Consider the following 24405-nt stretch of genomic DNA (forward strand, 5'->3'; position numbering starts at 1 on the left):
TATGGAGCGAAATGGTATCATGAAATTACGAATTTTAGCATCAACTATTGCTGCATTACTGATTAGCGGCTCGACAGCCTTAGCTGAGCATAATTTTGAACAAAAATCGGGCTGGCTTTTTCCCACTATCGGGGCGGGTAGAGGAAATTGGGAAGCTAGCGTGGGACTGTTTGTATGGTCCGATGAATTTAAGGCCCGCAACTTTCAACTGCGTTCAGAAGTAGACTTAGGTCCAGGATTACGGCTGCACAGCATTATTCGCACTAATCGCGAACAGGATACGCTAAAGGGTTTTTCTCCGATCCTTGATGAAGGCTATGTGGAAGGCTTCGGTTTTCGCGAGAGCCAAAACGGTACGGTAAGTGCTAGTTTACGTATTGGTAATGTCCGGTACTTGCATTTCCCTTATCCTGATTCTATCGCTGTTTTTGATCAGGTACCAGGCATTTCTGACTTAAAAGGCGGCGCCAGGACGGGTTACAGTGGCGAGCTGCTTACGCTTGATTATAAGCACAAAACCGGCTTGGGACTCCATGCAACTGGGATAAACTGGGATTTTGACCGCGATGGCGGCGCGCAGATGATCGAAAACTATGTATATTACCAGCAGGATTTCGGTGCCGTCCATTTTGAGACTCATGTAGGTGGGCTGGCTTTGCGTCCTGAGCCTCTGGGACGTAAAACTACCGGGTTTAATACCTTCCTGGGTACAAAAGTAGGCAAATACCAGGTAGGGGTACTGTACGAAAAACTCAAGAACCAAACAGCCTATACGGGGCTAATGGTTACCTTCCCGCAGAACTATGTCACTCGCGCCATGGGTAAGGTGGCGTTTGATTATGACCGCAGCCCGGAAGGGTTTGCGATGCAGATTCCTCTGGCTTCCGGCAAGATCGGGGCCCGCATTGCGAAGAAAGCACCGATAAATGGTATCTTAGTGGGTGAAGTGAAAGCTGAGCGCCTGCGTACTTATTGGCAGAATGGTCAGGTTCGCAATTACTACGAACATATTATAAGCTCCTGGGGAGAAGAGAATAAAGCTGAGTTAGTGATGGTAGTGGAAGAGACTCCGTGGTATCTGCAGTCAGAAGCGCTGGTCAGCCCTCATACTAATGTGGGCAGCTGGAGTGCGATTAAGCAGTGGGAGAAAGATCGTCAGGGGCCTGCCCAGTTAAGTCAGTCTGTTACCTATCGTTTTTATCGTTTGAAAGAATAAACTGAAAATATTGTGCGCGAATCCTGTCAAGTATTGACAGGATTTCGTGTTGTTATGTAGAAGTGATAGTAGGTTATTTCTACAACCGGAAGTGCAGCTATGGAAATACTGTTGTATTTCAGCAGAATAACACGCAAACAGCTTATTGCAGCAATGATGGTTTGCTGTCTTGTCTTGCTGGTCTTCATCTATTACGATGATCAACCGGAGACTGTCCATGCTCCGGCAGCTATCGCCGAAATCCCGCCAGCCAGGAATACACCTGTTCAAGGCAGGATGCCGATTGGCTTTGAACCGGGGAAGGTGCTGAGGGATCCTTTTGCTGTGCCAAAACAGTTTGCCCCTATCCAAGAGCCTGCTGCTGTTGAAGCAGCCTTGCCTACAGCTGCCCGTAGTAAGCCGTCAGCAAAGCGTACAGCTGTTGCTAAGCCTGCACTGACTGGAATAATCGGTGCCGACGGTAAATGGGCTGCAATTATCCGTTTTGGTGATGAAAGCCGTTCCTATCAGCTAGGTGAATATGCTGGCAGCTACCGGATTGTGGCAATTACCGGCGATTCAGTCACTGTGGTTGGCCCTGAAGGCTCTCTACTATTGACAGTGGGTAGGTGAGACAATGAATAGCGTCATGAGGGTGATATTTTCTCTGCTGCTTTGTTTTTTCAGCACTTGGTCGCAGGTTCATGCAGCGGCCTTGCTGGTGAATATGACGGTGACCGATGCCCAGGTACGGGATGTCTTAACTGCGCTGGCTAGTGTCGGTCAAGTCAGTATTGTTGCCGACGATTCGGTAACCGGCAAGATCACCATTCAGCTCCGGCAGGTTCCCTTTGAAACAGCGCTTGCCTTAGTCACCAAGACGAAAGGACTTACATATCAGCGTGTCGGAGAGGTCATTGTGGTGGCTGCTGCCGATAAGATGACGAAATCCTTTGGTACAGTTCAGATTATCCGGCTGAATTACGCTGCTGCTGAAGATGTGAAAAAATCTTTATCTCTCATTATTCCGGATAACCGCTTGAAAGTGGATACAGCAACAAACTCGTTGATTTTTTTTGCCTCTCCAGACGAGAATACTCAAATTCGCACAACTCTGAAGGAATTGGACATACCCTTCCAACAGGTCAGCTTAGAGGCCCAGGTGATGGCGATCAGCAAAGCGGCAAGCCAAGATTTGGGCGTTGACTGGAACTGGCAGGCAGCTCCGCAAACAGCTGCTTATGAACGCGATAACTGGACGGAACAAAAAGTGTTGACTGATAAGAATGGCAACACGATATATGGCGATGATGGCAAACCGGCCTATATTGACGTTCAGCACCGGGAATGGAAGGTTACCCGTCCCGGAGATTACGGCGTTATTCAGTTTGGACGAGGACCGAATGGCTGGCCTTATGAATTTTACTATCAGGCTAAGATCAGTGCCCTTATTTCAAGCGGCAATGCTAAAATCCTGGCAAGACCTAAGATTGTCGCCATCAACGGGAAGGAAGCGAAAATACTGATCGGTGACCGTATTCCGGTGCTTATGGAAAAAACCGAGAATGGTAAAACAACATCGACCATTGAATATATTGATGCAGGTATTAAACTCAATTATACTCCCCGAATTAATGCCGACGGACAAATTACAGCCATTGTTCATACTGAGGTGAGTACTCCCACACTTGTGCCGGAGATGAAGGCTTACCGGGTTACTACACGGGAAGCGGGGACAGAGGTACGCATGAAGGATGGAGAAACAATGGTTATTGGCGGCCTGATTGGCAGTGAAGAGTCAGGCGGCAAAAACAAGGTACCTTTTTTAAGTGACTTTCCCATTTTGGGAAAGTTATTTCAAAGCACTCATACAGCTAAGAATGAAACAGAAGTAGTCATTTTTTTAACGGCTCAAATAGTTAAATAGTGGTAAGGAGAGGAACGCATCATGTCGATTCGCATATTGATAGCTGACGATCATGCACTGCTGAGGCAGGGGATCAAAAACGTACTTAGTCTTGAAGCAGACCTGGAAGTAATCGGCGAAGCGGCAGACGGAGAAGAAGCGGTGCGCAAAGCAGCCGAACTGGTTCCTGATATTATCCTCTTGGATATTAATATGCCTCGCGGCAATGGCTTGGAAGTAACGAAGAAGCTGAGTGTTGCTCAACCGGATGTTAAGTGTGTTGTGTTAACCATACATGATGATGAAAATTATGTTTTTGAAGTCATAAAGGCCGGCGCGGTCGGCTATCTGCTGAAAGATGTGGAACCGAGCATGCTGATTAAGGCGATTCGAGCAATTGCTGAAGGTGAGTCTTTCATTTATCCTACGCTGGCAAGAAAACTGTTTAGCGAGGTGAATCGCCGGGAGGCGGAACGCCGTCATGAATCGGTGGATATGCTCAGGCGCCGTAAGGAAGAGCGGCTTACGTACCGGGAAGTGGAAGTGCTGCAGCTCGTAGCCAAAGGCCTCAGTAATCAGGAAATGGCACAGCGGCTGTTTTTAAGTGAAAAAACCGTCAAAAATCACCTGACGAATATTTTTCGCAAAATCAATGTAACCGACCGGACACAGGCCGTTCTGTATGCCATTAAGCAAAAAATTGTCTCCCTTGATTAAATCACCAATTATAGAGCAGCGAATATACTATCCTATCCCGAAAAAAGGGGGTAGGATAGTTTTGTCTTATACATTAAGTGTTGTATTGGTGTCCTTCGCCTTATACGGCTTATGGAATTTGCTGCGTGATGTGTGGCAGTGGTTTCTTCAACCTCACTTTATTAAGCCGCCGGGGTGCAGTTTCCTGATTTTCGTCCGGGATCAGCAGGAAGAAATTGAAGAGCTTATCCGGTATCTTATTTATGAGCTGGAATTGACCGAAGTGGAATGCGACGCAGTTGTGGTTGACTGCGGCTCCAGTGATCTTACTCCTGCCATCTTGGAGCGCATGGCAGCACACAGTCCGGTCATACATACGGTTAGCCTCCAGGATTCTTCCCGGTCGGTAAGTAAATTGCTGCCGCTTTGCCGCGGCAATATCGTACATATTCTTGACATGACTACCCGCCTGACCAGCAGGGAGTTCATGATTAGTGTTTGCGCGTTGTTGAGTCATGAAGGGCGAGAGATCCGCATTCGAGGATGATAGGCCGTTGATAAAGCCCCATCTGCGTTGTTGTCGCTGCGGGCGTTCGCTTGCCGTACCGCCGCTGTACTGTCTTCGCTCACGTCCTCGCTTCGTCTAGCATCTGGACCTTTCTGAACGGCCTGGCTAGAGGCAAGGTTTAGTGATTTTTAAGCGCGAGGATATCCCGGAAGACTTCGGCTAATCTTTGCGCAATTCCTAATAGCTCCGGCGCATAGCGTGTATCCGATTCTTGTAATGTATTGTATTGAGGCGTATGTGTATAGGCGGTCAACCGGGCCAATTGCAAATAGCGGTTGATTGTAACCGGCGTCCACAAGGTACCGATCGTGTGGCCGCCGGTTAATGTCAGCACCGTATGTACCGGAGGGTCTTGACAAGACTTTGCGCCAACAACGGTGTAATAATTGATATAGCCGGTGCAGGTATCACCGGTGACACGGGGCGTACGGACTTTAACGGGAATGAGCAACAGGTGTGGTGCCAATGGCAGTGGCTGCAGAATGGAACGCTGTGTCTTCAGGGATGTAATGTGCCGCAAGGCGGCTAAATCAGTGGCACGGCGGCGAGCGATCCGGTTTAATACCGCTCGTGGCCGGACAGGCAGGGTGAGTGTCAAACCGCTCGCTGTCAGTACGCGGGTAGAGTCTCCTGTTGCTGTGTAACAGGGAATAAGAGCGGCAATCTCCTGGTCAATGGGCAAGGGCTGGTACACATAAAGAACCTCCTTTTCAGAACGTATGTTTGTGATTATCGTAACAAAGGACAAGCTGGTGAGTCAAGTGTATAATTTGTCTGCTAGCTGCTTATACTCCAACCAATGACAGGAGGCGAAGCAAGGATGAAAGACAGGCAGCCGGATAATACGGAAACGGGGTTTAAGTGCAGCCGCTGCGGCGGGATGTTCGGTGATCATGGGGAACAGGTTGTTCATTGCCCTTTTTGCGCTATGATTTGTGATGAAGCCAAGTGCCGGGTTATCCAGACAAGCAACGAAGATTACTAGCAGGAAAATTGCACTTCCCGGCAGGAAATGAACAGGGAAGAGCGAAATAGGAAATTTAGGTAATCAATGCCAATTTGGCAATAGCTTTGTATAGGAGGTAATTTCTATGTCTTATGGAAAACCGGAGTCCGGTGCTAAGCAGGCCAGTCCGTTAGGGCAGCTGCTTATTATGCTGCGTGAAGACTTGATGGGCGAGCTTCAGGCCATTAATCAGTATCAGGCGCATATTGACAACATTGAGGAAGAAGAAATCAGGGATTTGTTGGAGCATATCCGGGATGATGAAAAAGAACATGTCGCTGAGTTGACACACCTCATCTCACGGGTGGATGCCATTCAACGGGAGAAATTCCTCAATGATCATACGGCAGCTCCATCAGAGAGAGTCAACGCAGGTTCCGATGAATCTCAGGTAATGACTGTTGGCAATTTATTTGGTAAAAAGTAAGAGAAGGGGAGGGAATTTCGTATGGACTTTTTGGATAGAAAAGCAGCTCCGCTTACAGATGCTGAATGGCTGCGCCTCGACGAGGCCGTTGTATCAACTGCCAGCCGTATGCTTACCGGCCGCCGTGTAGTTGAAGTCTTGGGACCGCTGGGGTCCGGCGTATACAGCATACCCTATTCCATCTTCAGTGGTAAATCTCCCGCCGGTATTGATATGGTGGGCGAAACGGATGAGTATGTGGTTGAGGCGACGAAACGGGCAACCGTTAATTTGCCTATTCTCTATAAAGATTTTAAAATTATGTGGCGCGATGTGGAAGCAGACCGTCATCTCGGCTTGCCGCTAGACGTCAGCACAGCTGCAGTTGCAGCTAACTTCGTGGCTGTTCAGGAAGATAATCTGATCTTTAACGGCAATGAAGAGCTGGGGCATCATGGCTTGTTTACCGTTAAAGGCCGTCAGACTGTGGCGATCAGCAACTGGGAAGAATCAGGCAGTGCTTTAGCCGATGTGGTGAAAGCAGTAGGCGCTTTGAGCCAGGCTGGACATTATGGTCCGTACTCCATGGTTGTCAGCCCGGTGCTGTATGGCCGGATGGTGCGCGTTTTTGGCAATACCGGGATGCTCGAGCTTGATCAGGTAAAAGCACTGGTCAGCGGCGGTGTATATTATTCCAATGTCATTACCGGCAATAAAGCGGTAATTGTAGCTACTGGCTCGCAGAATATTAATTTGGCAGTTGGCCAGGATATGGTTACTTCTTATATGGGGCCCGCCAATATGAATCATGTGTTCCGCGTAATGGAAACAGTTGCGCTCCTGGTTCGCCGGGCAGATGCCATCTGTACAATCGAGTAAGCTGGACTTACAATTAAGCAGCCTTTATCAGACTCTGCTCACAGGCAGAGTCTGATTTTGCTTACAATGGGAATGGCGCTAAGTATGAATTTTGGGAGTAAAAAGAGTAGGTATTATGGGTATTTTACGAGCAACAGACCTGACAAAATCCTTTGGAATTGAAACCGTTTTTTCCGGCATCAGCTTTGAGCTTCGCCGGGGAGACAAGCTTGGCCTGATCGGTGCCAATGGAGCGGGCAAGTCGACGCTCATGCGCTGCATGCTGGGGCTGGAGGCCGTTGACAGTGGACGGGTAGGAATACCGGAAGGCGAAACTATTGGTTATGTCGAGCAGGATGCTTCGCTGGGGCAGGGGACGCTGTATGATGAACTGAGTGCCGCCTGGCAGGATGTCATGCAGTGGCAGCGTGACATGGCAAGGCTGGAAAAAGAAATTGCCCAGGAGAAAGACCACGAAAGGCAGCAAGTGCTAATTAAGCAATACGGCCGGATAACCGAAAAATTTGAGCGGGGCGGCGGCTATGAATACGAGAATATTATTCGCCGTGTTGCCAGCGGCCTTGGCTTTACCGGCGGTGACCTGGACAGGCCGATCAGCGCTTTTTCGGGAGGACAGAAAACTCGCATCAGTCTGGCGAAGGCTTTGGCCCGGCGTCCGGATTTTCTTTTCCTGGACGAGCCCACGAATCATCTTGATATTTCCATGGTCGAATGGCTGGAAGAATATCTGAAGGATTATAGCGGCGGAGTGCTGATTATTTCGCATGACCGCTATTTCCTTGACCAGGTGGCTACCGGTATATTGGAGCTGGAACAGCATCGGATCGATGAATATAGGGGCAACTATACCCGTTATCTTGTTCAGAAAGCGGAACGGGTGGCTTCACATACGGCAGCGTATGAGAAACAGCAGGAGTATATTGCCAAAACTGAGGCGTACATTGACCGCTTCCGGGCTGGCATCAAATCCAAACAAGCCCGGGGGCGTCAATCGCAGCTCAGTCGTCTGGAGCGACTTGCGGCGCCCGTACAGGCTGATACACTCACCTTCAGCTTTGCCGCTCTCAGTGAGTGTGCCGATCGGGTTGCCGAATTGGAGAAGGTAACGGCGGGATATGGGGATACAACTGTTTTTGCTAATCTCTCGCTGCTTATTCGCAAAGCAGAAGGAGTAGCTTTGATCGGCCCGAATGGAGCAGGCAAAACGACCTTGCTTAAGCTGTTAACTGGAGACCTGGCCCCTAAAGCGGGTAAGGTCAAATTAGGCAGCCGCGTCAAGGTAGGCTATTTTGCCCAGGAACATGAGAACTTGAATTCCGCTAATCGGATGCTGGATGAGATTATGGCTGATTTTGGTCTAGGCGAGGAGCGAGCCCGGACCTTGCTGGGGTCTTTTCTCTTCAGTGGCGATGATGTCTATAAGGTGATTGGCGCCTTAAGCGGCGGCGAAAAGGCCCGCCTGGCTTTGCTGAAGCTAATGATGACAGGTGCTAATTTCCTCATTCTGGACGAGCCGACCAACCATTTGGACATTCCAGCCAAAGAGGCGGTCGAAGAAGCTATTCTGGCGTTTCCCGGTACGTTCCTGACAGTCTCCCATGACCGGTACTTTCTAGATAAAGTAGCAGACCGGGTGATTGAACTGTCGGAGGGAAACCTGGCCGATTATGTTGGCAACTACAGCTATTACCGGGACAAGAAAGCGGCCAATCCGGTTAAGGCCCCTGCTAAAGCAGAAAAGCCCGCTGCAAAAGCTGCGGAAAATATGTCCGCAGGAACGGCGAAGCCGCGCAAGGTGGACAATACCCGCCTGATTGAGAAGCTGGAGCTGGAGATAACGGAGCTGGAAATTATGGTCAAGGTGGCTGAGCGTCAACTGAATGATCCTGCCAGTCATGCCGATCTGGAGGCCAGCCGGTCGCTAGCGGAAGAATATGCTGCAACAAAAGAAAAACTGGGCAGCAAATATGATAAGTGGCTGGAATTAACCAGCGAAGAGTAATGGCGCTACTTTAGAATACAAGAGGGATGACTCAACCGGATTCAAGTCGTGTTGAGTCATCCCTCTTTTTGTTTGCCCTTGTGCCTTTTGGCAGCGAGCTGGCCTGGCTCATTCCTGTACCTGCCTTTCCCTGGTCTTTGTGCTTGTGCAATGCTCCATGCTACAGTAGCAGTGAAAGGAGGTGAGAATATGGCAGTAACAAAGCTTGCGCAAAACGGCAAACTGGTAGTCAAGGTAGAAACAGGTGTTAATGCTTCGGGCAACCCCACATACCGGCTGCGGACTTTTCAGAACGTTAAACCTGGAGCAGCAGATGCAGATGTCTATGCGGTTGCCCAGGCGCTGGTCAATCTCCAGCAGCATACTGTAATCAATGTAGCTCGCATGGAAGAAGGCAATCTCGTCAATCAATAATTCCGGCATGTACATTCAGTAAGAAAGGAGGCGTAGCTAATGGCCAAAACCTTGCAGATGGTATTTCGTGATGCGGCCGGTAAAGAATGCACGTTGTCTTTGGTTGATCCTAAGGCGGATCTGACTCTGGCACAGGTGAATGAGGCTATGACGGAGATTGTCAGCCGCAATATCTTTACTAGCAAAAATGGTGATTATGTGCAAATTGCGGATGCCCGTATACTAAGTCGTGATACGGTCTCTTTGGCGTAAACCTATAGTCAAGGAGGCTGCAGCAAATGGAACAACTGCTGACTTATGTCGCGAATTACGGCTTTCCCATGGTAATTACTCTTTTTTTGCTCCTGCGCATGGAAACAAAGCTGGAGCAGCTAACAAATAGTATCAGTGAATTAGCCAAAGTAATTGCGACAAAAGGATAACAAAAAAACAGCCGGATAGGAGTTTATGCTCCTGTCCGGCTGTTTTATTACGATCTTAGTTCAATTACCTGTGGTGTTAAGGGCGCTGTACTGCAATTGCAATTCTGCGGTTATTTTACGAGCTTAACCGCTAAGGCTGCGAAGAACACAACAAAACATCCGGCTGCAAAATGAAAGATGTACTCAGTAACCCGGACACCTTTATGGACAGCACGGTGTTTATAATAATGGTAGGTATACATATCCTCTTTCACCGGTAAACCTCCGCGTTTTAATGCAATTAATGTAACTTCTACGGTATTTATGTCAAAATCCCTGCATGCTAGAAAAATAAATTTTAGCAGGATTTCAAACGAATTACTGCGAATAATACAAACAAATGTTTGACAGAAGTGGAGCGGCCTGTGGAAACTGAAACCATTCGTGGCATTGTAGAGAATATCATATTTCAAAATGAAACCAATACCTTTGTCGTTTTTCGCCTCCGCCCCCAGAGCAGCGTTGGTGCAGCTGTGATTGTGGGAAGTATTGCCTCACCTCTTTTAGGTGAGGAAGTGGAGCTTACCGGTGAGTGGGTGGAGCATGCCCGTTTTGGACGGCAGTTCAAGGCTGAGACTTGCCGGCGGCTTGCGGTGACAACAGAAAAGGGCATTGAGCGATTTCTGGCATCAGGGATTATTAAAGGGATCGGCCCTTCGCTGGCGGCAAAGCTGGTCAGTCATTTCGGTGCACGAACGCTGGAGATCCTTGAGTTTTCCCCACACCGGCTTACCGATGTAGAGGGAATCGGCGCAAAAAAAGCTGAGGCAATACGAATAGCCTTTGCTTCTCAGACGGAACTGAGGGACGTAATGTTGTTTTTGGAATTGCACGGCGTATCGGGTGCTTATGGGGCAAGAATTGTTGCTGCTTATGGAGCAATGGCCTTGGATATTTTGCGGGACAGCCCATATCGTCTGGCTTCCGATGTGGACGGGATCGGCTTTCGGACAGCTGATCAGATTGCGCAGTCCCTTGGCCTTGATCGGGATGACCCTCAGCGAGTGGCCGCAGGTATCCAGTATGCATTGCTGCAGATTGCCCAGTCAGGCCATTGTTGTGTGCCCGATACCGTATTAGTGGAAGAAGCAGCAAAATTGCTTGTTGTCGATGCGCTGGAGGTAGACAGGAAACTCAGGCAGATGATCACGACCGGACAGCTGATGACAGCCGAGAATGCTGGTCTGGAACTAGTCTATCCTGCTTATCTGTATTATGCAGAAAAAAAGGTAGCCGAACGCTTATTGGAAATACGCGATCATGCCAAAACAGTTCCCAGCCTGGATCATCAGGGAGCGGTGAACCAGTGGGAACGGGCGGCTCAGGTAAATCTGGCTGAGGCCCAGCGGCAGGCTCTCATTTCAGCGCTTGCCCATGGGGTGCTGATTCTGACGGGGGGGCCGGGTACTGGAAAGACAACCACAGTACGGGGGATCTTAGCCGTGCTGGAAGCAGAAGGTTTTAAAATTGTGCTGGGAGCGCCTACCGGACGTGCGGCCAAGCGGCTCGGTGAGGCAACCGGGCGGGAAGCTGCTACGATTCACCGGCTGCTCGAGGCAGGCGGCGGACGGGAGGGCGCACCGGTTTTTTCCCGTAATGAAGAGAATACCGTTGATGCCGATGTATTAATTGTCGACGAAGTTTCGATGATGGATATTAATCTGACCAACTATCTCTTGCGGGCCGTTCCTGATGGCTGTCGTGTCATTCTGGTAGGGGATGTGGACCAGCTGCCGGCAGTTGGTCCTGGCTCGGTATTAAAGGATATTATCCGTTCTCAGGCTGTGCCGGTGGTGCGCCTGACCGAAGTGTTCCGCCAGGCAGGCGAAAGCATCATTGTTCACAATGCTCATCGCATTAACCGGGGCTTAAAACCCGATTACAACGTCAATCAGGATTTCCAGTTTTTAGAGTTTGGTGACAGTCACTCAGCGGCAAACGCTATTGTTGATTTATGTGTTAATCAATTACCGGCTGATGGTTATTCCATCACGGGTGATATTCAGGTCCTGTCTCCCATGCATCGCCAGGACTGTGGTGTAGAGAATTTAAATATTTTGTTGCAGCAGGCGATTAATCCCGCGCAGCCGGAAAAACCGGAAATCGCTACTGCCAAGTTCACTTTTCGCCAGGGTGACAAAGTGATGCAGATGAAGAATAACTACACCAAAGGGGTTTTTAATGGCGATATTGGCATCATCACTGCTATTGATAATGGTCTGGTTTTTGTGCGCTATCCGGAAAACTCCATCATTTATGAGAGTAACGAAGTAGACGAGCTTCATTTGGCTTATGCCATGAGTGTCCATAAAAGTCAGGGCAGCGAATATCCGGTTGTTGTGATGCCGCTCACCGATAGTCACTATGTCATGTTGCAGCGCAATCTCCTCTATACGGCAGTAACCCGTGCTAAAGAGAGGGTTGTCCTGGTTGGTACAAAAGCGGCATTGAATACAGCCCTGTCCAATGATCGTACAAAACGGCGTTATACGTTGCTGGCCGAACGCCTGCGAGGGGAGAGTTTATGCTAAAGAGCTTGTGGGAGGCATTTCTTGATCTGCTTTTTCCTCCCCGCTGCCCTGTCTGCCGGACTTTCGTAGACCAGCAGGGAGAATGGTGCAGCAGCTGCCTAACTCTGGTATGGGCTCCACGGGAGCTGGAATTGGCTAGTCATGGCGTTACGGCATTAGATGCTTGCTTCGTTTTGTGTGACTATACGGCAGGGGTGCAAAAGTTAATCAGGGACATGAAATTCCGCAAGGGACGAAGGTACGGCTGTTATTTAACCTGGTTGCTTTCCCGTTATCAGAATTACCATCGCCTTGGTTCGGTCAATGTGATCGTTCCGGTTCCCTTGTCCCCCGAACGCTTAAAGGACCGGGGATACAACCAGACCGAAGTAATTTTTCGCCCTTGGGCAGAAAGCAGACAATTGCTTTGGTGTGATGCATTAATTAGGCTAAAAGCAACTTTACCCCAATGGGAGCTAACTATAGCGGAACGGCGTAAAAATGTAAAAGGCGCGTTTCAAGTAACGCGCCCAGAGGTCGTGCAAGACAAACAAATTTTGTTAGTAGATGATATATTCACGACCGGAACAACCATGAACGAGTGTGCAAAAGTACTAAAAAAGGCCGGTGCTAAGAGAGTAGTAGGCTTGACAATAGCCAGCGGCGCTCAATAAAAGGCCGTTGATAAAGCCCCATCTGCGTTGTTTGCCCCTCCGTGCGCTTGCTAGCCGTACCACCGCTGTACTGTCTTCGCTCGCGTACTCGGGGCACCTAGCAGCTGGAGCTTTCTGAACGGCCTAAGAGCGTTTTTGAAAAGAAATTATCCCAGGGCTTCTACGAAAGCCCTGACAACGTCGGGATCCAACACCATTCCGGATAAAATAAACAGTTCCTTTACGGCTTCTTCTTTTGTCTTGGTCCAGTTCTGGGTACAGGGATTGATAAACCGGTCATAATAATTGGCTACGGCGATGATTCGGGCACCTAAGGGAATGTTCACGCCTTTCAGCCGTTTGGGGTATCCCATACCATCCCAGCGTTCATGATGATAGCGGATATAAGGAATAAGCTCCTGACAGCCAGGGATATTTTCCAACATGTAGCTGCCTGCATTGCAATGATTTTTGAAGACACTCAGCTCACGGGTTGACAAATAAGGCATCTTAGCCAGTATCGCATTCGGTACTGTAAGATGACCAATGTCGTGCAGCATGGCGGCCTGGCGAATCCGTTCGATCTCCTCGCGAGGCAGGCGCATTTTGGCAGCTGTACTTACTGCATAGTTCGCTACTTGCTGACTGTGCAAATACAGCTTATGATCTTTTAATTTGAGTAAGTGCATTAAGTTGGCGATAATTTCTTGTGTGGTTTCCGTATCGGAATACGTATCAGGCGTTTGCATTAATGTTAGCATAAACAAGCTAAACTGCCTTTCGTTATGAATTGTGATGATAGGATCACGATTATAAGTACTTTGTTAAATTAGCTAAAAAGTAACATTATCCTGCAGGGAACTAAAAAAAATGTCTATTTCCCAGGAAATGAGTCTCAGGGCCTATAGGAAAACTGACAATAAAGAGCGAAAAAATAGTTAAAGTGCAAACCCTATTTTATAGTATAATGATACTGTATAGTTAAGGTTTTACAAAGAAAGGAGAAATTAGCAATGGGACTTAAAAATTGTTCCGGCTGCGGCAAATTAATGCTCGATAATCCGCGGGGCATATGCCCTGATTGCTATGCACAGGAAGAACAGGATGAACTGGCAATAGTCGAATTCCTGCGGGAAAAGAAGCGGTCCTCAGTTGAAGATATCCATAAGGCTACCGGCGTTAAATATAAAACGATTATGCGTATGATTCAGGAAAAACGCATTTTAAGTGATATGGAAGTAACGTACCCCTGTGAAATGTGTGGAACGCCAATTTTGCAAGGGCGGCTATGCGGAAGCTGCAACAAAGGAATTCTTGATCAGATCAAGAAAAGTGAGCAGGCGCGCCAGGTACCTGACACGCTGCCTAAACAGACTGGTATGCATACTGGTTTTTTCAAGAAGTAACCTCTTTCTCCTGTCATTGCGAGGAGCATCGCGACGTGGCAATCTCATCTTTATACGCTATATCCTCGAGGAAATGGATGTAGCCGTTATTGGGCGCAATGCAGAGTAAAAACCTGATAATTAATAATAAATAAATGAAATGAGCTGTGGCGGGGATTAATTTCCCTGCCATTTTTGTCGATACTACATATGAGCGAATTCGGCTTTACTGTTGTGAGGTGTGGTTACATGATAATTTCAGGTAAAAATGTTCAAAATATCGCGAAATTGTACGGCGAACAAACAAAGGTGTCCAAAACGGGAGCAACACCAGCCACTAGTCCGGTACAAAAACAAGATGAGGTGATTTTGTCTTCCCAGGCCCAGGGATTCGGTCCTTTGCTGCAAAAACTGCAAAATATGCCGGAAGTTCGTCAGGAACGTGTTGCCCAATTGTCGGAAAGCATCTCCTCAGGCAAATACCAGGTGGCTGCAAAAGACATTGCTGAGAAGTTGCTTGGTCGTTAAAGTACCGCTAAAGCTTAACTGAAAGAGGTTTATTGTTATGTGGGATAATTTAATTGCTCTGTTAGCTGAGCTATCGGAGCTTTGTAAGGGTTTGCTTGCACTAAGCAAACAAAAACGGGAATTCCTAATTGCTGGGGAAGCTCAGAAGCTGGAAGCGGTAACCCGCCAGGAAGAAGTGCTGATTTTGCGGATCGGCAAGCTGGAAACTCAGCGGGAAAAAGCGCTGCAGGAAATTGCAGCAGCACACAATTTGACTACACAGGGACTTACCATTTCTCAACTCAGTCAAATGGCGGACGAAAAGATAGCCGAGCAAATAAAAGAATTTCAACAAGTGTTTTCGAGTATTACGAACGAGCTTGTCCCTTTGAATCAGCTTAATACGCAGCTCATTCAACAATCGCTCAATTTCGTTAACTATAATATTAACCTGCTGGCCCAAACCCAGACAGGTCCGACTTATGCAGCTAAGGGCAGTTCCGGGCAAAATTCGCCATCAAGGAACTTTTTAGATGCAAAAGTGTAAAGAAAAATATTGGAGTTGGTATCATGCGCTCAACCTTTGCTGGTTTTAATACAGTTGTACGAGGAATTTTTGCACAGCAAGCATCGTTGGATACGGTAGGACATAACATTGCCAATGCCAATACCGATGGTTATTCACGGCAAAATGTTAACTTAAGCACGACACGCCCGGAAGTGGTTTACGGCGGCGCTGCAGGGAAAATGCAGCTAGGTACGGGCGTAACAGCTCAGTCGGTCACACGGGCGAGGGACAGCTTTATTGACAGTCAGATGTGGAAAGAATCGGGTGCACTTGGCTATGGACAGATGAACTATGATACCCTCAGCCGGATTGAGGGCATATTTAAAGATACGGCCGAAACCGGTATGCAGGCAGTGTTGAATAAGTTTTGGAGTGCCTGGCAGACTCTGAGCACTACCGCTTCGGATGAAGGAACCCGTACTGCACTAAGGCAGCGCGGGGTAGAAATGGTGGATACCATTCAGCATTCATCCCAGCAGCTCAAAGATGTTGTGGGCGATTTAAATTCTGTTATTGAAATAAAAGTAAACAAAACCAACCAGATTAATTCAGAAATTTTAAGTCTCAATAAGCAGATTATGGCGATCGAGGCCGGTGGTAAAGATAATGCTAATGATTTACGGGACCGCCGTGACTTGCTGGTGGATCAACTGTCTGGTTTGATGAAGGTTCAGGTAAGTGAAGATCAAAATGGCAGCTATACCATTCAGTCTAATGGAGTGCCGCTGGTTAGCGCAACCAGCTATACCGAACTGGCTGTGCGGGCAGATCAAACTTCGCCGCTGGTAACCACGTACGGTACGCCTGCCTATGAAGTTATCATCAAAGAAACAGGGGAAAACGTTAAATTAGGCAAGGGTGAAATCCAGGGCATGATTGATTCCCGTGATGATGATACTTCCGGTATTAAAGGTTACTTAGATCAACTCAATACTATGAGTAAATTTTTACTCACCGACTTTAACTCAGTTCATCGGGCTGGTTATGGTCTTGATGCTAGTGCACCTGACAATACGAACAATAATTTCTTTGGTGCTGATACCGGTGTAATTGCTACTCCGGCAAACGGTAACTGGATTGACGGCTTGAAAGTCAGCTCAGCTTTATTTGCTACTAGTCCCGCTAATGGGCTGAATAAGATTGCGGCTAAAGGAAAGGCTACCGATGGCGATGGCAGCGGCGACTGGGCTGTCAAAATGTCGGAAGCGCTCAAAACTACGAAATTTAGCACGTTGAATAATAGTACACTCGATGGTTACTATAACTCCCTGGTGGGAGCAATGGGCGTTCAGACACAAAGTGCTAAAAGCCTTACCGAGAACCAAAAGGTGCTTGTTAATCAGGTGAATAACTGGCGATTGTCTATCTCGGGTGTGAATATGGACGAAGAAATGACGAATATGATTCGCTTTCAGAAAGGGTATAATGCTGCGTCGCGGGTCATGACGACAATCGATGAAATGCTGGACAAGCTGATTAACGGTACCGGCGTAGTCGGGAGATAGAAGTAAGTTTTAAACTCTATTGTGAGGTGACTTTCATTGCGTATTAGCAATAATATGATAACCGGCAACTATCTATATAGTCTTAATAAATCGTTGGAACGGCAAAATACCATCCAGGAACAATTATCTGATGGAAAGGCAATTCACCGCGCCTCAGATGATCCCATAAAAGCAATTCGTGCACTTCGCTTCAATACCAGCATTGGTGGAAATGAGCAGTATACGCAAAACTTGAAGGACGCTGTATCGTGGATGGATACTACCGATGGTGCCTTGCAGGATATCAGCAGTATTACTATTAGAGCAAAAGAACTGGCAATTAAAGCTGTTTCGCCAAATCCGACAGAGGGCTTTAAGGCTATTGCCAGTGAAATAGACGGTATTATCAACCAGTTGATTCAAATCGGGAATTCAAAGCTTGGCGACCGTTATGTTTTCTCCGGACAAAAGGATAAGACAGAACCTTTTACCAGTGTAAAAGATGCGTCAGGCAAAGTTACTCATGTTGTATATAATGGTGACGAGAATAAGCTGTCTATGGTTATTCAACCTGGACTGGCAGATGCTAATAAAGACAGTGTTAATTTGACCGGGACGGAAGTTTTTGGACCAGAGACAACGGCTGCTGACGGCAATCCGACGGTGACAATGTTTGATAACCTGATTGCTTTACGGGATGAGTTAATGAAAGAACCGCCGGATCTGACAAAGATATCCGGTGAACCAGCTGCGTCGACCATTCAAGGCAAAATGGATGCTGACCGCAACGCTATGCTGCTGCAGCAGACCTATATTGGAGCCCGGATGTCAACGTATGAAATGTCATTGAATTTATTGCAAAATAATAATACGATCATTAGTGCTGATTTGGCTGCCAATGAGGACCTTGATATTCCGAAAGCAATTATTGATGCCAAATCGGCTGAGAATGTCTACAATATGGCGTTAGCTGTCGGGGCCCGTATTATGCCGATGTCGCTTGTAGACTTTCTGAAGTAAGCCATGGCAATTTCGAATATTCGTCTTAACATGGAGAGTCAACCGGCAAAAGCGGAATTGGACATTCAGAAAACTGTTTTTAATCTTAATACTACTCCTGCTATACTGTCGATTGACACGGAACCGACTGTAGTGGAATTTTCTAGTCGACCTTACGGGACCTTGGAAATTGACCAGTCGCCATGCCGGGCTTCTATGGGTTTCAAGGACATTGCTACTATGGCTCGTGAGGCCGCCGATAAAGGTAAGCAGGCAGTTCTAGACTATATGGCTAATCACGCTCAGATCGGTGATCGTATGGCTAAGATTAAGGAAGATGTGGTCGCCAATGTTGCAGCCGAATCAACTTCTCAGCCTGTGCCCAGCATTTCCTGGGGCCCGAAGGAAGCACCAATTATCCGGTATACAGCAAATCCGGTTAAGTTTAATCCCCAGCCGGCCCAGCTTGATATTTCGTCAGAGCGGGGCAAAGTGGATATTGACTACCGGGAGGGAAAAGTAGGATTGCGAATGACTCAATATCCCAGTATTCGCTTCTGGACAACTGGCGGTAATGTAGATATTATTACAAAATAGATGATGCGCTTGGGAAACCCAAGCGCTATTATTATGTCTTACTGTCATTGCGAGGAACGCAGTGACGTGGCAATCTCATTATGCTCGTATACTGCTGCCTCAAAGATGAGATATAATATAAATACAATCTTTATATGTTACTTTTACTTAGCATATTGTCATTGCGAGGAACGTAGTGACGTGGCAATCCCATCTTCATCTAAAATAAACAAAAGAGGTGCAAACATGAAAATTCAATCAACTCGTTTTGGTGAACTTGATATCTCCATAGAAAACATTCTGAAATTTGACCAAGGCATTCCTGGTTTTCCTAATGAAAATGAGTTTGCTTTTTTACCATATGAGGCAGGCAGTCCTTTTGCCTTTCTCCAGTCGACTCATGATACCGATCTGACCTTTTTAATTGTTGAGCCTTTTTCATTCCTACCGGAATATACCTTCGAACTTTCCGATGAGTGGAGTAAAGAAATTGGCGTATCAACAAAGAATCCACCTCAAATCTTTAATATTGTATCAATAAAGGAACCTCTGCAGCAATCGACAGTTAATCTTCTTGCTCCCGTAATAGTCAACTGGAAAGACTGCAAAGCAAAACAAATTATTCTTGAAAAAGTAGAGTATACAACTAAACATCTGCTATTTCCGAATGGTCTGCCCGTGCAGGCAACTCAAGGAGGGAAGTAGCATGCTGGCTTTAACACGACGAGTAGGAGAACGTATTGTCATCGGTGATAATGTGGTAGTTACGATTGTGGATATTAAAGGTGACAGTATTCGCCTTGCTATCGACGCACCGCGGGAGATAAAGATTTATCGTGGAGAAATATTCGATGCTATAGCCGCGGAAAATAAAGAAGCGGCAGTTCCACAGATACCGGCGGCTTTTGATGCCTTAAAAGGACTACACAAGAAATAGATTATCGTCACGAATTATTAAAATTTCCTTTAGTTTTATTAGTTTGAGGCGAGTTAATGAGCTAGATCAAGCAAAACGATTAGCGAAGGATATTTTAGTCAAAAATCGACAAATTTGACCTTTAATCAGAGTTAAAACTCCCGCGATAAAGTATATGAGAATGTTATCAGGATGGTTTTCCAGCGGCCGATGGAAAACGAAACTGATATTCATTCAAATGACTCAGGCAAGGATGCTTGAGATCGAAAATTCAGGGAGGAATACACTCATGATTATCAATCATAATATTGCGGCTCTTAATACTTACAATCGCTTGTCCGCTAACAACGGTGCTACCAGCAAATCGCTGGAAAAATTGTCTTCAGGTCTTCGCATCAACCGTGCCGGTGACGATGCTGCAGGTCTTGCTATCTCCGAAAAAATGCGCGGTCAGATCCGTGGTCTTGATCAAGCAACTCGTAACTCTCAAGACAGCATTTCCTTGATCCAAACTGCAGAAGGTGCTTTGAATGAAACTCATAGCATTCTGCAACGTATGCGTGAACTTGCTGTACAAGCTGGCAATGATACCAATACTGATGTTGATCGTGGCGAAATCCAGAAAGAAATCAATCAGCTGACTGATGAAATTGATCGTATTGCTAATACTACTGAGTTCAATACTCAGAAATTGATTGACGGCAGTAAAAAAGGTCTTGTAGAAGCTGCTGATTCAAAAACAACTATTCAACTTAACACTAGAGCAGACATTAAGATTAATGCGACTACTACCGATACGGATATTGCATCTAGCGGCACTATTACATTAACGCGCACCTTAGTTTCAGGTGCATTTGCTACCACGCAAATTGATGTTGGTAATCCTAATGCGAGTATTACAGCAAGTGTTACTGACGATAACACAATCTCGTTTGGTGGCAAAACTATAGAACTTACAGGTTCTTTGGCTTCGCTTGCCGTTGGTGAAAGTATCACTATTAGTGTAAAGAAAGCTGTAGAAGCACAAACGACTGTTGGAAGTTCCTTAAGTATGCAAATTGGTGCTAACAGCGGTCAGAATATCTTGATTGGTATGAACTCAATGAAAGCTGAGGACCTCGGTGTTCGCGGGACTGATGCGAAAGCCTTGGATGTAAGTGATTATAAAAAGGCTACTGCTGCAATTACTACCATCAATAATGCAATTGAGCAGGTATCGGCTGAACGTTCCAAATTGGGCGCAGTCCAGAACCGTCTGGAACATACTATCAATAACCTGAGTGCTTCCAGCGAAAATCTCACCGCTGCCGAATCCCGTGTACGCGATGTAGATATGGCGAAAGAAATGATGAACTTCCAAAAGAACAACATTCTTTCTCAAGCTGCACAAGCAATGTTGGCTCAAGCCAACCAACAACCACAAGGCGTGCTTCAACTTCTCCGGTAATTCATATCTTACTACCTATAGAGGTCAGAGTATATACTCTGACCTCTCTTTATAAGGAAGGATATTAGACAAAATGAAAATATCGGCTTGCCTAATTGCAAAAAATGAAGAGAAAGTAATTGCAAGGTGTATAGAAAGCTATCGAGCTGCCGTTGATGAAATCATAGTTGTTGATACTGGTTCTGCCGATGAAACAGTAACTGTTGCGGAAAGTCTCGGCGCTAAAGTTTTTCACTTCAATTGGATAAATGATTTTGCGGCCGCTAAAAATTATGCGATTTCTCTGGCTAAAGGTGACTGGATTATTTTTTTAGATGCTGATGAGTATTTTGTTAATGGGACTGGCGGCAATATTCGAACCTACTTAAAAGAAATAGATAAAGGTTTTAATAGCATTGCTTGCAAAATGATGAACATTGATCAACCCAATCAGCAAATACTAAGTGAAATTACTCATGTACGGATATTTAAAAACGATAAATACATTCGTTATGTTAATCCTATCCATGAAATGCTGTATAATTTTCGAAAAAACAAAAAGATGAATGCTATTTTGGCAGATAAACAGGAACTTTTAATCTATCACTCTGGATATTCGCAGGATAATCAACGGGATAAAGCACAAAGAAATTTGGCGTTGTTACTAAAGCAGCTGCCTCAGGCAACTACAAATCCAGTTTATTATCATTATATTGCAGACTGTTACTTTACTCTGGGCGAATGGGATAAGGTTCTTGAATATACCAAATTATTTCTAGACAGTAAAACTAAATTGGTCGGCCACAATGTACGTCCAAGCAATATATTAATTGATGCCATGTTGCAGCTTAAATATCCTTATGGTGATGTTATGCGGGAAATTAATATTGCGATTGATAAATTCCCCCAACATCCTGTGTTTTACTTTTATAAAGGCAAGATGTTATATGATTCAAAGCATTATGATGCCGCATTCTGTGAACTGCGGCAAGCTTTACAATTGCATGAAAATTATAATGATATAGAAAGTAATTCACTTGCCGTTAATCTAAATGTGGTTTATAGCCTCATGGCGGCAGTTAGTGAGTTTCGTAATGATTGCATGTGGGCGGTCGAATATTATGTTAAAAGTTTGCAACTTGATAAAACGGATATAACAAGTTTTGATCGTTTGTTAAAATTGATCCGCAATCAACCAGTGCAAGACATTATTTTATTCTTAAATAATTTATATGAAATTGAAAATGAAACCGATTTGGACTTTTTAGTTAACCGCCTGGTGAACCATGCGACACCTAAAGTCCTGGCTTATTATATAAATTTAAGGGAAAAAAGATATACTAAACAAGATTTTTTTGTGCTTCAGATGTTAGTAGCTAACGGCCATTATGACAAAGCCTTCGCCGCCATAGTGGACTGCTATGAGAGCGACAAGGATGAGCGACTGGCGCTGGCAGCAGCTACAGCGGCAGCACTAAGCGGCAATAAGGCGTATATGACACAAGCGATAGAAAGCCTGCCTCCTGCCTATGGCAATATCCTTAAAGCCTATCGCGGCGACCTTATACTGCTTTGCGAAGCGGACAGGGATACCTTTCTCGGTCTGGTACGTACCTTTATTCTTTGGGCCGGTGATGATATTCTGCACAAGATGCTTGCTGTAGGGGGACAATTCCAACATAATATGGATGCTGCCATTGCTCAATTGTTCCTCAATCAAGGACACTATCAGGCTGCTCTTGCCCATTTCAATGCAGCAGTGGACTATTCTTTGATTAACGGAATTCTGGTACATCCGGTTCTCTATTTCAATCAGGGCTATTGCCTGCAACGCTTGTACAACCCGGCTGCCGCTGTTGAAGCGTTTGTCAAAGCCTACGAGGCAGGATACCGCGATAATGATATTTACGATTATTTGCGGTGGAACGTTGATAAGCTCAATGATGGCCGCGTGAAAGCGCGGGCTGAGGAAATATTACGGGCTGAGGCTGAAAGGATATTTTAGTTCATTAGGCTAGCAGCAAAGTTTCTTAAAAGAAAGTAGTGAGTGTGGTTGGCTGATCGTGTTCTTAACGAGGATACTGAACAAATTATTTCAGATTCGCGCTTGCCGTGGCGCAAAATGGCAGGTACTTCGGTGCTTGTTACCGGTGCTACCGGACTGATTGGTACTGTACTTGTCCGGGTGTTAGCTGCTGCAAACCAGAAATACGGACTGAAGCTAAAACTTATCGGCAGTGGCAGGGACAGCGATAAGGGCGAAATGTTGACAAGGGATTATGGACTGGATATGTTCATCAGCGGTGATATTCGTCAGTCTTTATCTACCGAAGCTATCCCTGCTACTGTGGAGTATATCATCCACTGTGCGGCCATTACCAAATCGGCAGATATGGTGGCAAAACCGGTTGATGTCATAACCACCGCAGTGGACGGCACAAGAAATGTACTGGAGCTTGCCAAAGAGTGCCACTCGATAAGTGTTGTTTATCTGTCCTCTATGGAGGTCTATGGGCAGAATCTGCTTGGAGAGGTGCAGGAAAAAGACTTAGGCTACTTAGATTTGTGCAATACGCGCAGCAGCTATTCCGAAAGCAAGCGGCTTTGTGAAAGTTTATGTGCTGCCTATTCCGCGCAATACGGTGTTCCGGTAAAAATCGCGCGGTTAGCGCAGACTTTTGGTGCGGGAACACCGCAAGCGGACACGCGAGTATTTGCGCAATTTGCGCACAGTGCGATGGCACAAGAAAATATCGTGCTGCACACCGAGGGGAGATCCAGAGGCAATTACTGTTACCTAGCTGACGCAGTGCGCGGTTTGCTAACGCTCCTATTGTGCGGCACCAACGGCCAAGCCTACAATATCGCAAACCCTGAGGCAAGCGTAACCATCCGGGAAATGGCAGAACTGGTTGCAAGCGAGGTTGGGCAAGACAGAATAAAAACAGTTGTTGAAATACCCAGTGACATTGAAAAACGCGGCTATGCGCCTGAGGTCGGCTTTAAACTCAATGCAGACAAGCTGAAAGCGTTGGGGTGGTATCCCCGATACGGGCTGGCTGCTATGTATAAACGAATGATTGCAGATTGGCAGGGGAAATAAATGGTAACAGCGCTTATTTTCGCAGGTGGTACAGGGCAGCGAATGAACGCCCGTGCCAAACCGAAACAATTCCTTGAGCTGCATGGAAAACCCATTATTCTATATACGTTGGAACATTTCGAGGAACACCCCGAAGTTGACAATATTGTCGTAGTCTGTTTGGAAAGCTGGATTGATGAACTGAAGCTCTGGCTCAAACGCTATGACTTTAGAAAAATAACGCAAATCGTGTCCGGCGGCACCACCGGTCAGGAATCGATCTATAATGGACTTAAAGCAATGGAAGGAAGTTGTCAGCAAGAGGATATTGTCCTTATACATGATGGTGTACGGCCACTCATTAATAAGGAACTTATCTCCGTTAATATTGACAAGGTGAAAAAATGTGGCACTGCCATCACAGTAGAACCGGTGATCGAAAGTGTTATATACAGCGAGCAAGGAGATTTGATTAATGCTGTTCCTGAACGTAGCCAGATGTATATAGCCAAGGCCCCCCAATCTTTTCGCTATGAAGCAATCTGGAGCCTGCATCAAAAAGCGCAGCATGAGGGATTGCTTGCGGTTGACTCTGCGCACTTATGTAATATTTACGGTGTTGAGCTGCATATGGTGATTAGCCCTCCCAATAATATGAAGATTACATCACCGGCTGATTATTATATATTCCGTGCTTTGTATGAAGCCAGGGAGAGCCAGCAAATATTAGGGATATAAAACTAAGATAGAGTTTAATAATAAACGA

The 24405-nt window shown here is 46.3% G+C and carries 28 protein-coding genes; 26 read left to right on the top strand and 2 right to left on the bottom strand.

The window, feature by feature from the left end; translation table 11 throughout:
* Position 1: 1 nt before the first annotated feature.
* From RTR76_RS07390 to RTR76_RS07410, 5 genes are all read left to right on the top strand, one after another.
* On the top strand, positions 2 to 1216 hold the full coding sequence (locus RTR76_RS07390; RefSeq protein WP_312518604.1) for a hypothetical protein: 1215 nt from the start codon (positions 2 to 4) through the stop codon (positions 1214 to 1216).
* 99 nt (positions 1217 to 1315) lie between these two features.
* Positions 1316 to 1828, top strand: coding sequence for a hypothetical protein (locus tag RTR76_RS07395; RefSeq protein ID WP_312518606.1), 513 nt, complete (start codon positions 1316 to 1318; stop codon positions 1826 to 1828).
* 4 nt (positions 1829 to 1832) lie between these two features.
* Positions 1833 to 3122 (top strand): secretin N-terminal domain-containing protein, encoded by a 1290-nt coding sequence (locus RTR76_RS07400; RefSeq protein WP_312518609.1) that lies wholly within the window; start codon positions 1833 to 1835, stop codon positions 3120 to 3122.
* 21 nt (positions 3123 to 3143) lie between these two features.
* Positions 3144 to 3818, top strand: coding sequence for a response regulator transcription factor (locus RTR76_RS07405; RefSeq protein WP_312518612.1), 675 nt, complete (start codon positions 3144 to 3146; stop codon positions 3816 to 3818).
* A 61-nt stretch (positions 3819 to 3879) separates the two neighbouring features.
* Complete coding sequence (locus RTR76_RS07410) at positions 3880 to 4344, top strand: hypothetical protein (protein ID WP_312518615.1); 465 nt, start codon at positions 3880 to 3882, stop codon at positions 4342 to 4344.
* A gap of 139 nt (positions 4345 to 4483) precedes the next feature.
* Here RTR76_RS07410 and RTR76_RS07415 read toward each other — a convergent pair whose 3' ends face one another.
* Entirely contained in the window at positions 4484 to 5059 is a 576-nt protein-coding gene (locus RTR76_RS07415) for a hypothetical protein (RefSeq protein ID WP_312518618.1), read from the bottom strand.
* A 126-nt stretch (positions 5060 to 5185) separates the two neighbouring features.
* Between RTR76_RS07415 and RTR76_RS07420 the strand changes: the two genes are divergently transcribed.
* The 9 genes from RTR76_RS07420 (at position 5186) to RTR76_RS07460 (ending at position 12717) form a co-directional block, all read left to right on the top strand.
* Positions 5186 to 5350 (top strand): hypothetical protein, encoded by a 165-nt coding sequence (locus RTR76_RS07420; RefSeq protein WP_312518621.1) that lies wholly within the window; start codon positions 5186 to 5188, stop codon positions 5348 to 5350.
* Positions 5351 to 5456: 106 nt separating this feature from the next.
* A complete protein-coding gene (locus tag RTR76_RS07425; RefSeq protein WP_312518623.1) occupies positions 5457 to 5798 on the top strand; it encodes a demethoxyubiquinone hydroxylase family protein in 342 nt (113 codons plus the stop codon).
* Positions 5799 to 5819: 21 nt separating this feature from the next.
* Complete coding sequence (locus RTR76_RS07430) at positions 5820 to 6656, top strand: family 1 encapsulin nanocompartment shell protein (protein WP_312518626.1); 837 nt, start codon at positions 5820 to 5822, stop codon at positions 6654 to 6656.
* A gap of 115 nt (positions 6657 to 6771) precedes the next feature.
* Positions 6772 to 8658 carry an ABC-F family ATP-binding cassette domain-containing protein gene (locus RTR76_RS07435; RefSeq protein WP_312518629.1) on the top strand — a complete coding sequence of 629 codons (1887 nt, stop codon included), beginning with the start codon at positions 6772 to 6774 and terminating at the stop codon, positions 8656 to 8658.
* A gap of 189 nt (positions 8659 to 8847) precedes the next feature.
* A complete protein-coding gene (locus RTR76_RS07440; RefSeq protein WP_312518632.1) occupies positions 8848 to 9072 on the top strand; it encodes a DUF1659 domain-containing protein in 225 nt (74 codons plus the stop codon).
* 39 nt (positions 9073 to 9111) lie between these two features.
* Positions 9112 to 9324 (top strand): DUF2922 domain-containing protein, encoded by a 213-nt coding sequence (locus tag RTR76_RS07445; protein WP_312518634.1) that lies wholly within the window; start codon positions 9112 to 9114, stop codon positions 9322 to 9324.
* 26 nt (positions 9325 to 9350) lie between these two features.
* On the top strand, positions 9351 to 9494 hold the full coding sequence (locus RTR76_RS07450) for a YvrJ family protein (RefSeq protein WP_312518637.1): 144 nt from the start codon (positions 9351 to 9353) through the stop codon (positions 9492 to 9494).
* Positions 9495 to 9898: 404 nt separating this feature from the next.
* Positions 9899 to 12064 (top strand): ATP-dependent RecD-like DNA helicase, encoded by a 2166-nt coding sequence (locus tag RTR76_RS07455; protein ID WP_312518640.1) that lies wholly within the window; start codon positions 9899 to 9901, stop codon positions 12062 to 12064.
* Positions 12058 to 12717 carry a ComF family protein gene (locus RTR76_RS07460; protein ID WP_312518642.1) on the top strand — a complete coding sequence of 220 codons (660 nt, stop codon included), beginning with the start codon at positions 12058 to 12060 and terminating at the stop codon, positions 12715 to 12717. Before RTR76_RS07455 ends, RTR76_RS07460 begins: the two co-directional genes overlap by 7 nt.
* 146 nt (positions 12718 to 12863) lie before the next feature.
* On the opposite strand, the gene RTR76_RS07465 is transcribed toward RTR76_RS07460, so the two are convergent.
* A complete protein-coding gene (locus RTR76_RS07465; protein ID WP_312518644.1) occupies positions 12864 to 13457 on the bottom strand; it encodes an HD domain-containing phosphohydrolase in 594 nt (197 codons plus the stop codon).
* 252 nt (positions 13458 to 13709) lie between these two features.
* Here RTR76_RS07465 and RTR76_RS07470 point away from each other — a divergent pair, with 252 nt between their 5' ends.
* From RTR76_RS07470 to RTR76_RS07525, 12 genes are all read left to right on the top strand, one after another.
* A complete protein-coding gene (locus tag RTR76_RS07470; protein ID WP_312518646.1) occupies positions 13710 to 14102 on the top strand; it encodes a flagellar protein in 393 nt (130 codons plus the stop codon).
* A 228-nt stretch (positions 14103 to 14330) separates the two neighbouring features.
* On the top strand, positions 14331 to 14609 hold the full coding sequence (flgM, locus tag RTR76_RS07475; RefSeq protein WP_312518649.1) for a flagellar biosynthesis anti-sigma factor FlgM: 279 nt from the start codon (positions 14331 to 14333) through the stop codon (positions 14607 to 14609).
* Between the two features lie 37 nt (positions 14610 to 14646).
* A complete protein-coding gene (locus tag RTR76_RS07480; RefSeq protein WP_312518652.1) occupies positions 14647 to 15135 on the top strand; it encodes a flagellar protein FlgN in 489 nt (162 codons plus the stop codon).
* Between the two features lie 23 nt (positions 15136 to 15158).
* Positions 15159 to 16661, top strand: a complete 1503-nt coding sequence (gene flgK / locus RTR76_RS07485) for a flagellar hook-associated protein FlgK (RefSeq protein ID WP_312518653.1) — start codon at positions 15159 to 15161, stop codon at positions 16659 to 16661.
* Positions 16662 to 16697: 36 nt separating this feature from the next.
* Positions 16698 to 17660, top strand: coding sequence for a flagellar hook-associated protein FlgL (gene flgL, locus RTR76_RS07490; RefSeq protein WP_312518655.1), 963 nt, complete (start codon positions 16698 to 16700; stop codon positions 17658 to 17660).
* A 3-nt stretch (positions 17661 to 17663) separates the two neighbouring features.
* A complete protein-coding gene (locus tag RTR76_RS07495; RefSeq protein WP_312518657.1) occupies positions 17664 to 18236 on the top strand; it encodes a DUF6470 family protein in 573 nt (190 codons plus the stop codon).
* 225 nt (positions 18237 to 18461) lie between these two features.
* Positions 18462 to 18920 (top strand): flagellar assembly protein FliW, encoded by a 459-nt coding sequence (gene fliW, locus RTR76_RS07500; RefSeq protein ID WP_312518659.1) that lies wholly within the window; start codon positions 18462 to 18464, stop codon positions 18918 to 18920.
* A 1-nt stretch (position 18921) separates the two neighbouring features.
* On the top strand, positions 18922 to 19152 hold the full coding sequence (gene csrA / locus RTR76_RS07505; protein WP_312518662.1) for a carbon storage regulator CsrA: 231 nt from the start codon (positions 18922 to 18924) through the stop codon (positions 19150 to 19152).
* Positions 19153 to 19420: 268 nt separating this feature from the next.
* On the top strand, positions 19421 to 20578 hold the full coding sequence (locus RTR76_RS07510) for a flagellin (RefSeq protein WP_312518665.1): 1158 nt from the start codon (positions 19421 to 19423) through the stop codon (positions 20576 to 20578).
* A gap of 73 nt (positions 20579 to 20651) precedes the next feature.
* Positions 20652 to 22562, top strand: coding sequence for a glycosyltransferase family 2 protein (locus RTR76_RS07515; protein WP_312518667.1), 1911 nt, complete (start codon positions 20652 to 20654; stop codon positions 22560 to 22562).
* Between the two features lie 48 nt (positions 22563 to 22610).
* On the top strand, positions 22611 to 23660 hold the full coding sequence (locus RTR76_RS07520; RefSeq protein WP_312518670.1) for an NAD(P)-dependent oxidoreductase: 1050 nt from the start codon (positions 22611 to 22613) through the stop codon (positions 23658 to 23660).
* A complete protein-coding gene (locus tag RTR76_RS07525) occupies positions 23661 to 24377 on the top strand; it encodes an IspD/TarI family cytidylyltransferase (protein ID WP_312518673.1) in 717 nt (238 codons plus the stop codon).
* The last annotated feature ends 28 nt before the right edge of the window (positions 24378 to 24405 follow it).

The sequence above is a fragment of the Anaerospora sp. genome (genome assembly GCF_032013335.1).
Lineage (GTDB): Bacteria > Bacillota > Negativicutes > Sporomusales > DSM-15969 > Anaerospora.

Coding starts and splice junctions, on each gene's coding strand:
- RTR76_RS07390 (WP_312518604.1), top strand. CDS start 2: ATGGAGCGAAATGGTATCATGAAATTACGAATTTTAGCATCAACTATT.
- RTR76_RS07395 (WP_312518606.1), top strand. CDS start 1,316: ATGGAAATACTGTTGTATTTCAGCAGAATAACACGCAAACAGCTTATT.
- RTR76_RS07400 (WP_312518609.1), top strand. CDS start 1,833: ATGAATAGCGTCATGAGGGTGATATTTTCTCTGCTGCTTTGTTTTTTC.
- RTR76_RS07405 (WP_312518612.1), top strand. CDS start 3,144: ATGTCGATTCGCATATTGATAGCTGACGATCATGCACTGCTGAGGCAG.
- RTR76_RS07420 (WP_312518621.1), top strand. CDS start 5,186: ATGAAAGACAGGCAGCCGGATAATACGGAAACGGGGTTTAAGTGCAGC.
- RTR76_RS07425 (WP_312518623.1), top strand. CDS start 5,457: ATGTCTTATGGAAAACCGGAGTCCGGTGCTAAGCAGGCCAGTCCGTTA.
- RTR76_RS07430 (WP_312518626.1), top strand. CDS start 5,820: ATGGACTTTTTGGATAGAAAAGCAGCTCCGCTTACAGATGCTGAATGG.
- RTR76_RS07435 (WP_312518629.1), top strand. CDS start 6,772: ATGGGTATTTTACGAGCAACAGACCTGACAAAATCCTTTGGAATTGAA.
- RTR76_RS07440 (WP_312518632.1), top strand. CDS start 8,848: ATGGCAGTAACAAAGCTTGCGCAAAACGGCAAACTGGTAGTCAAGGTA.
- RTR76_RS07445 (WP_312518634.1), top strand. CDS start 9,112: ATGGCCAAAACCTTGCAGATGGTATTTCGTGATGCGGCCGGTAAAGAA.
- RTR76_RS07450 (WP_312518637.1), top strand. CDS start 9,351: ATGGAACAACTGCTGACTTATGTCGCGAATTACGGCTTTCCCATGGTA.
- RTR76_RS07460 (WP_312518642.1), top strand. CDS start 12,058: ATGCTAAAGAGCTTGTGGGAGGCATTTCTTGATCTGCTTTTTCCTCCC.
- RTR76_RS07465 (WP_312518644.1), bottom strand. CDS start 13,457: ATGCTAACATTAATGCAAACGCCTGATACGTATTCCGATACGGAAACC.
- RTR76_RS07470 (WP_312518646.1), top strand. CDS start 13,710: ATGGGACTTAAAAATTGTTCCGGCTGCGGCAAATTAATGCTCGATAAT.
- flgM (WP_312518649.1), top strand. CDS start 14,331: ATGATAATTTCAGGTAAAAATGTTCAAAATATCGCGAAATTGTACGGC.
- RTR76_RS07480 (WP_312518652.1), top strand. CDS start 14,647: ATGTGGGATAATTTAATTGCTCTGTTAGCTGAGCTATCGGAGCTTTGT.
- flgK (WP_312518653.1), top strand. CDS start 15,159: ATGCGCTCAACCTTTGCTGGTTTTAATACAGTTGTACGAGGAATTTTT.
- RTR76_RS07495 (WP_312518657.1), top strand. CDS start 17,664: ATGGCAATTTCGAATATTCGTCTTAACATGGAGAGTCAACCGGCAAAA.
- fliW (WP_312518659.1), top strand. CDS start 18,462: ATGAAAATTCAATCAACTCGTTTTGGTGAACTTGATATCTCCATAGAA.
- csrA (WP_312518662.1), top strand. CDS start 18,922: ATGCTGGCTTTAACACGACGAGTAGGAGAACGTATTGTCATCGGTGAT.
- RTR76_RS07510 (WP_312518665.1), top strand. CDS start 19,421: ATGATTATCAATCATAATATTGCGGCTCTTAATACTTACAATCGCTTG.
- RTR76_RS07515 (WP_312518667.1), top strand. CDS start 20,652: ATGAAAATATCGGCTTGCCTAATTGCAAAAAATGAAGAGAAAGTAATT.
- RTR76_RS07525 (WP_312518673.1), top strand. CDS start 23,661: ATGGTAACAGCGCTTATTTTCGCAGGTGGTACAGGGCAGCGAATGAAC.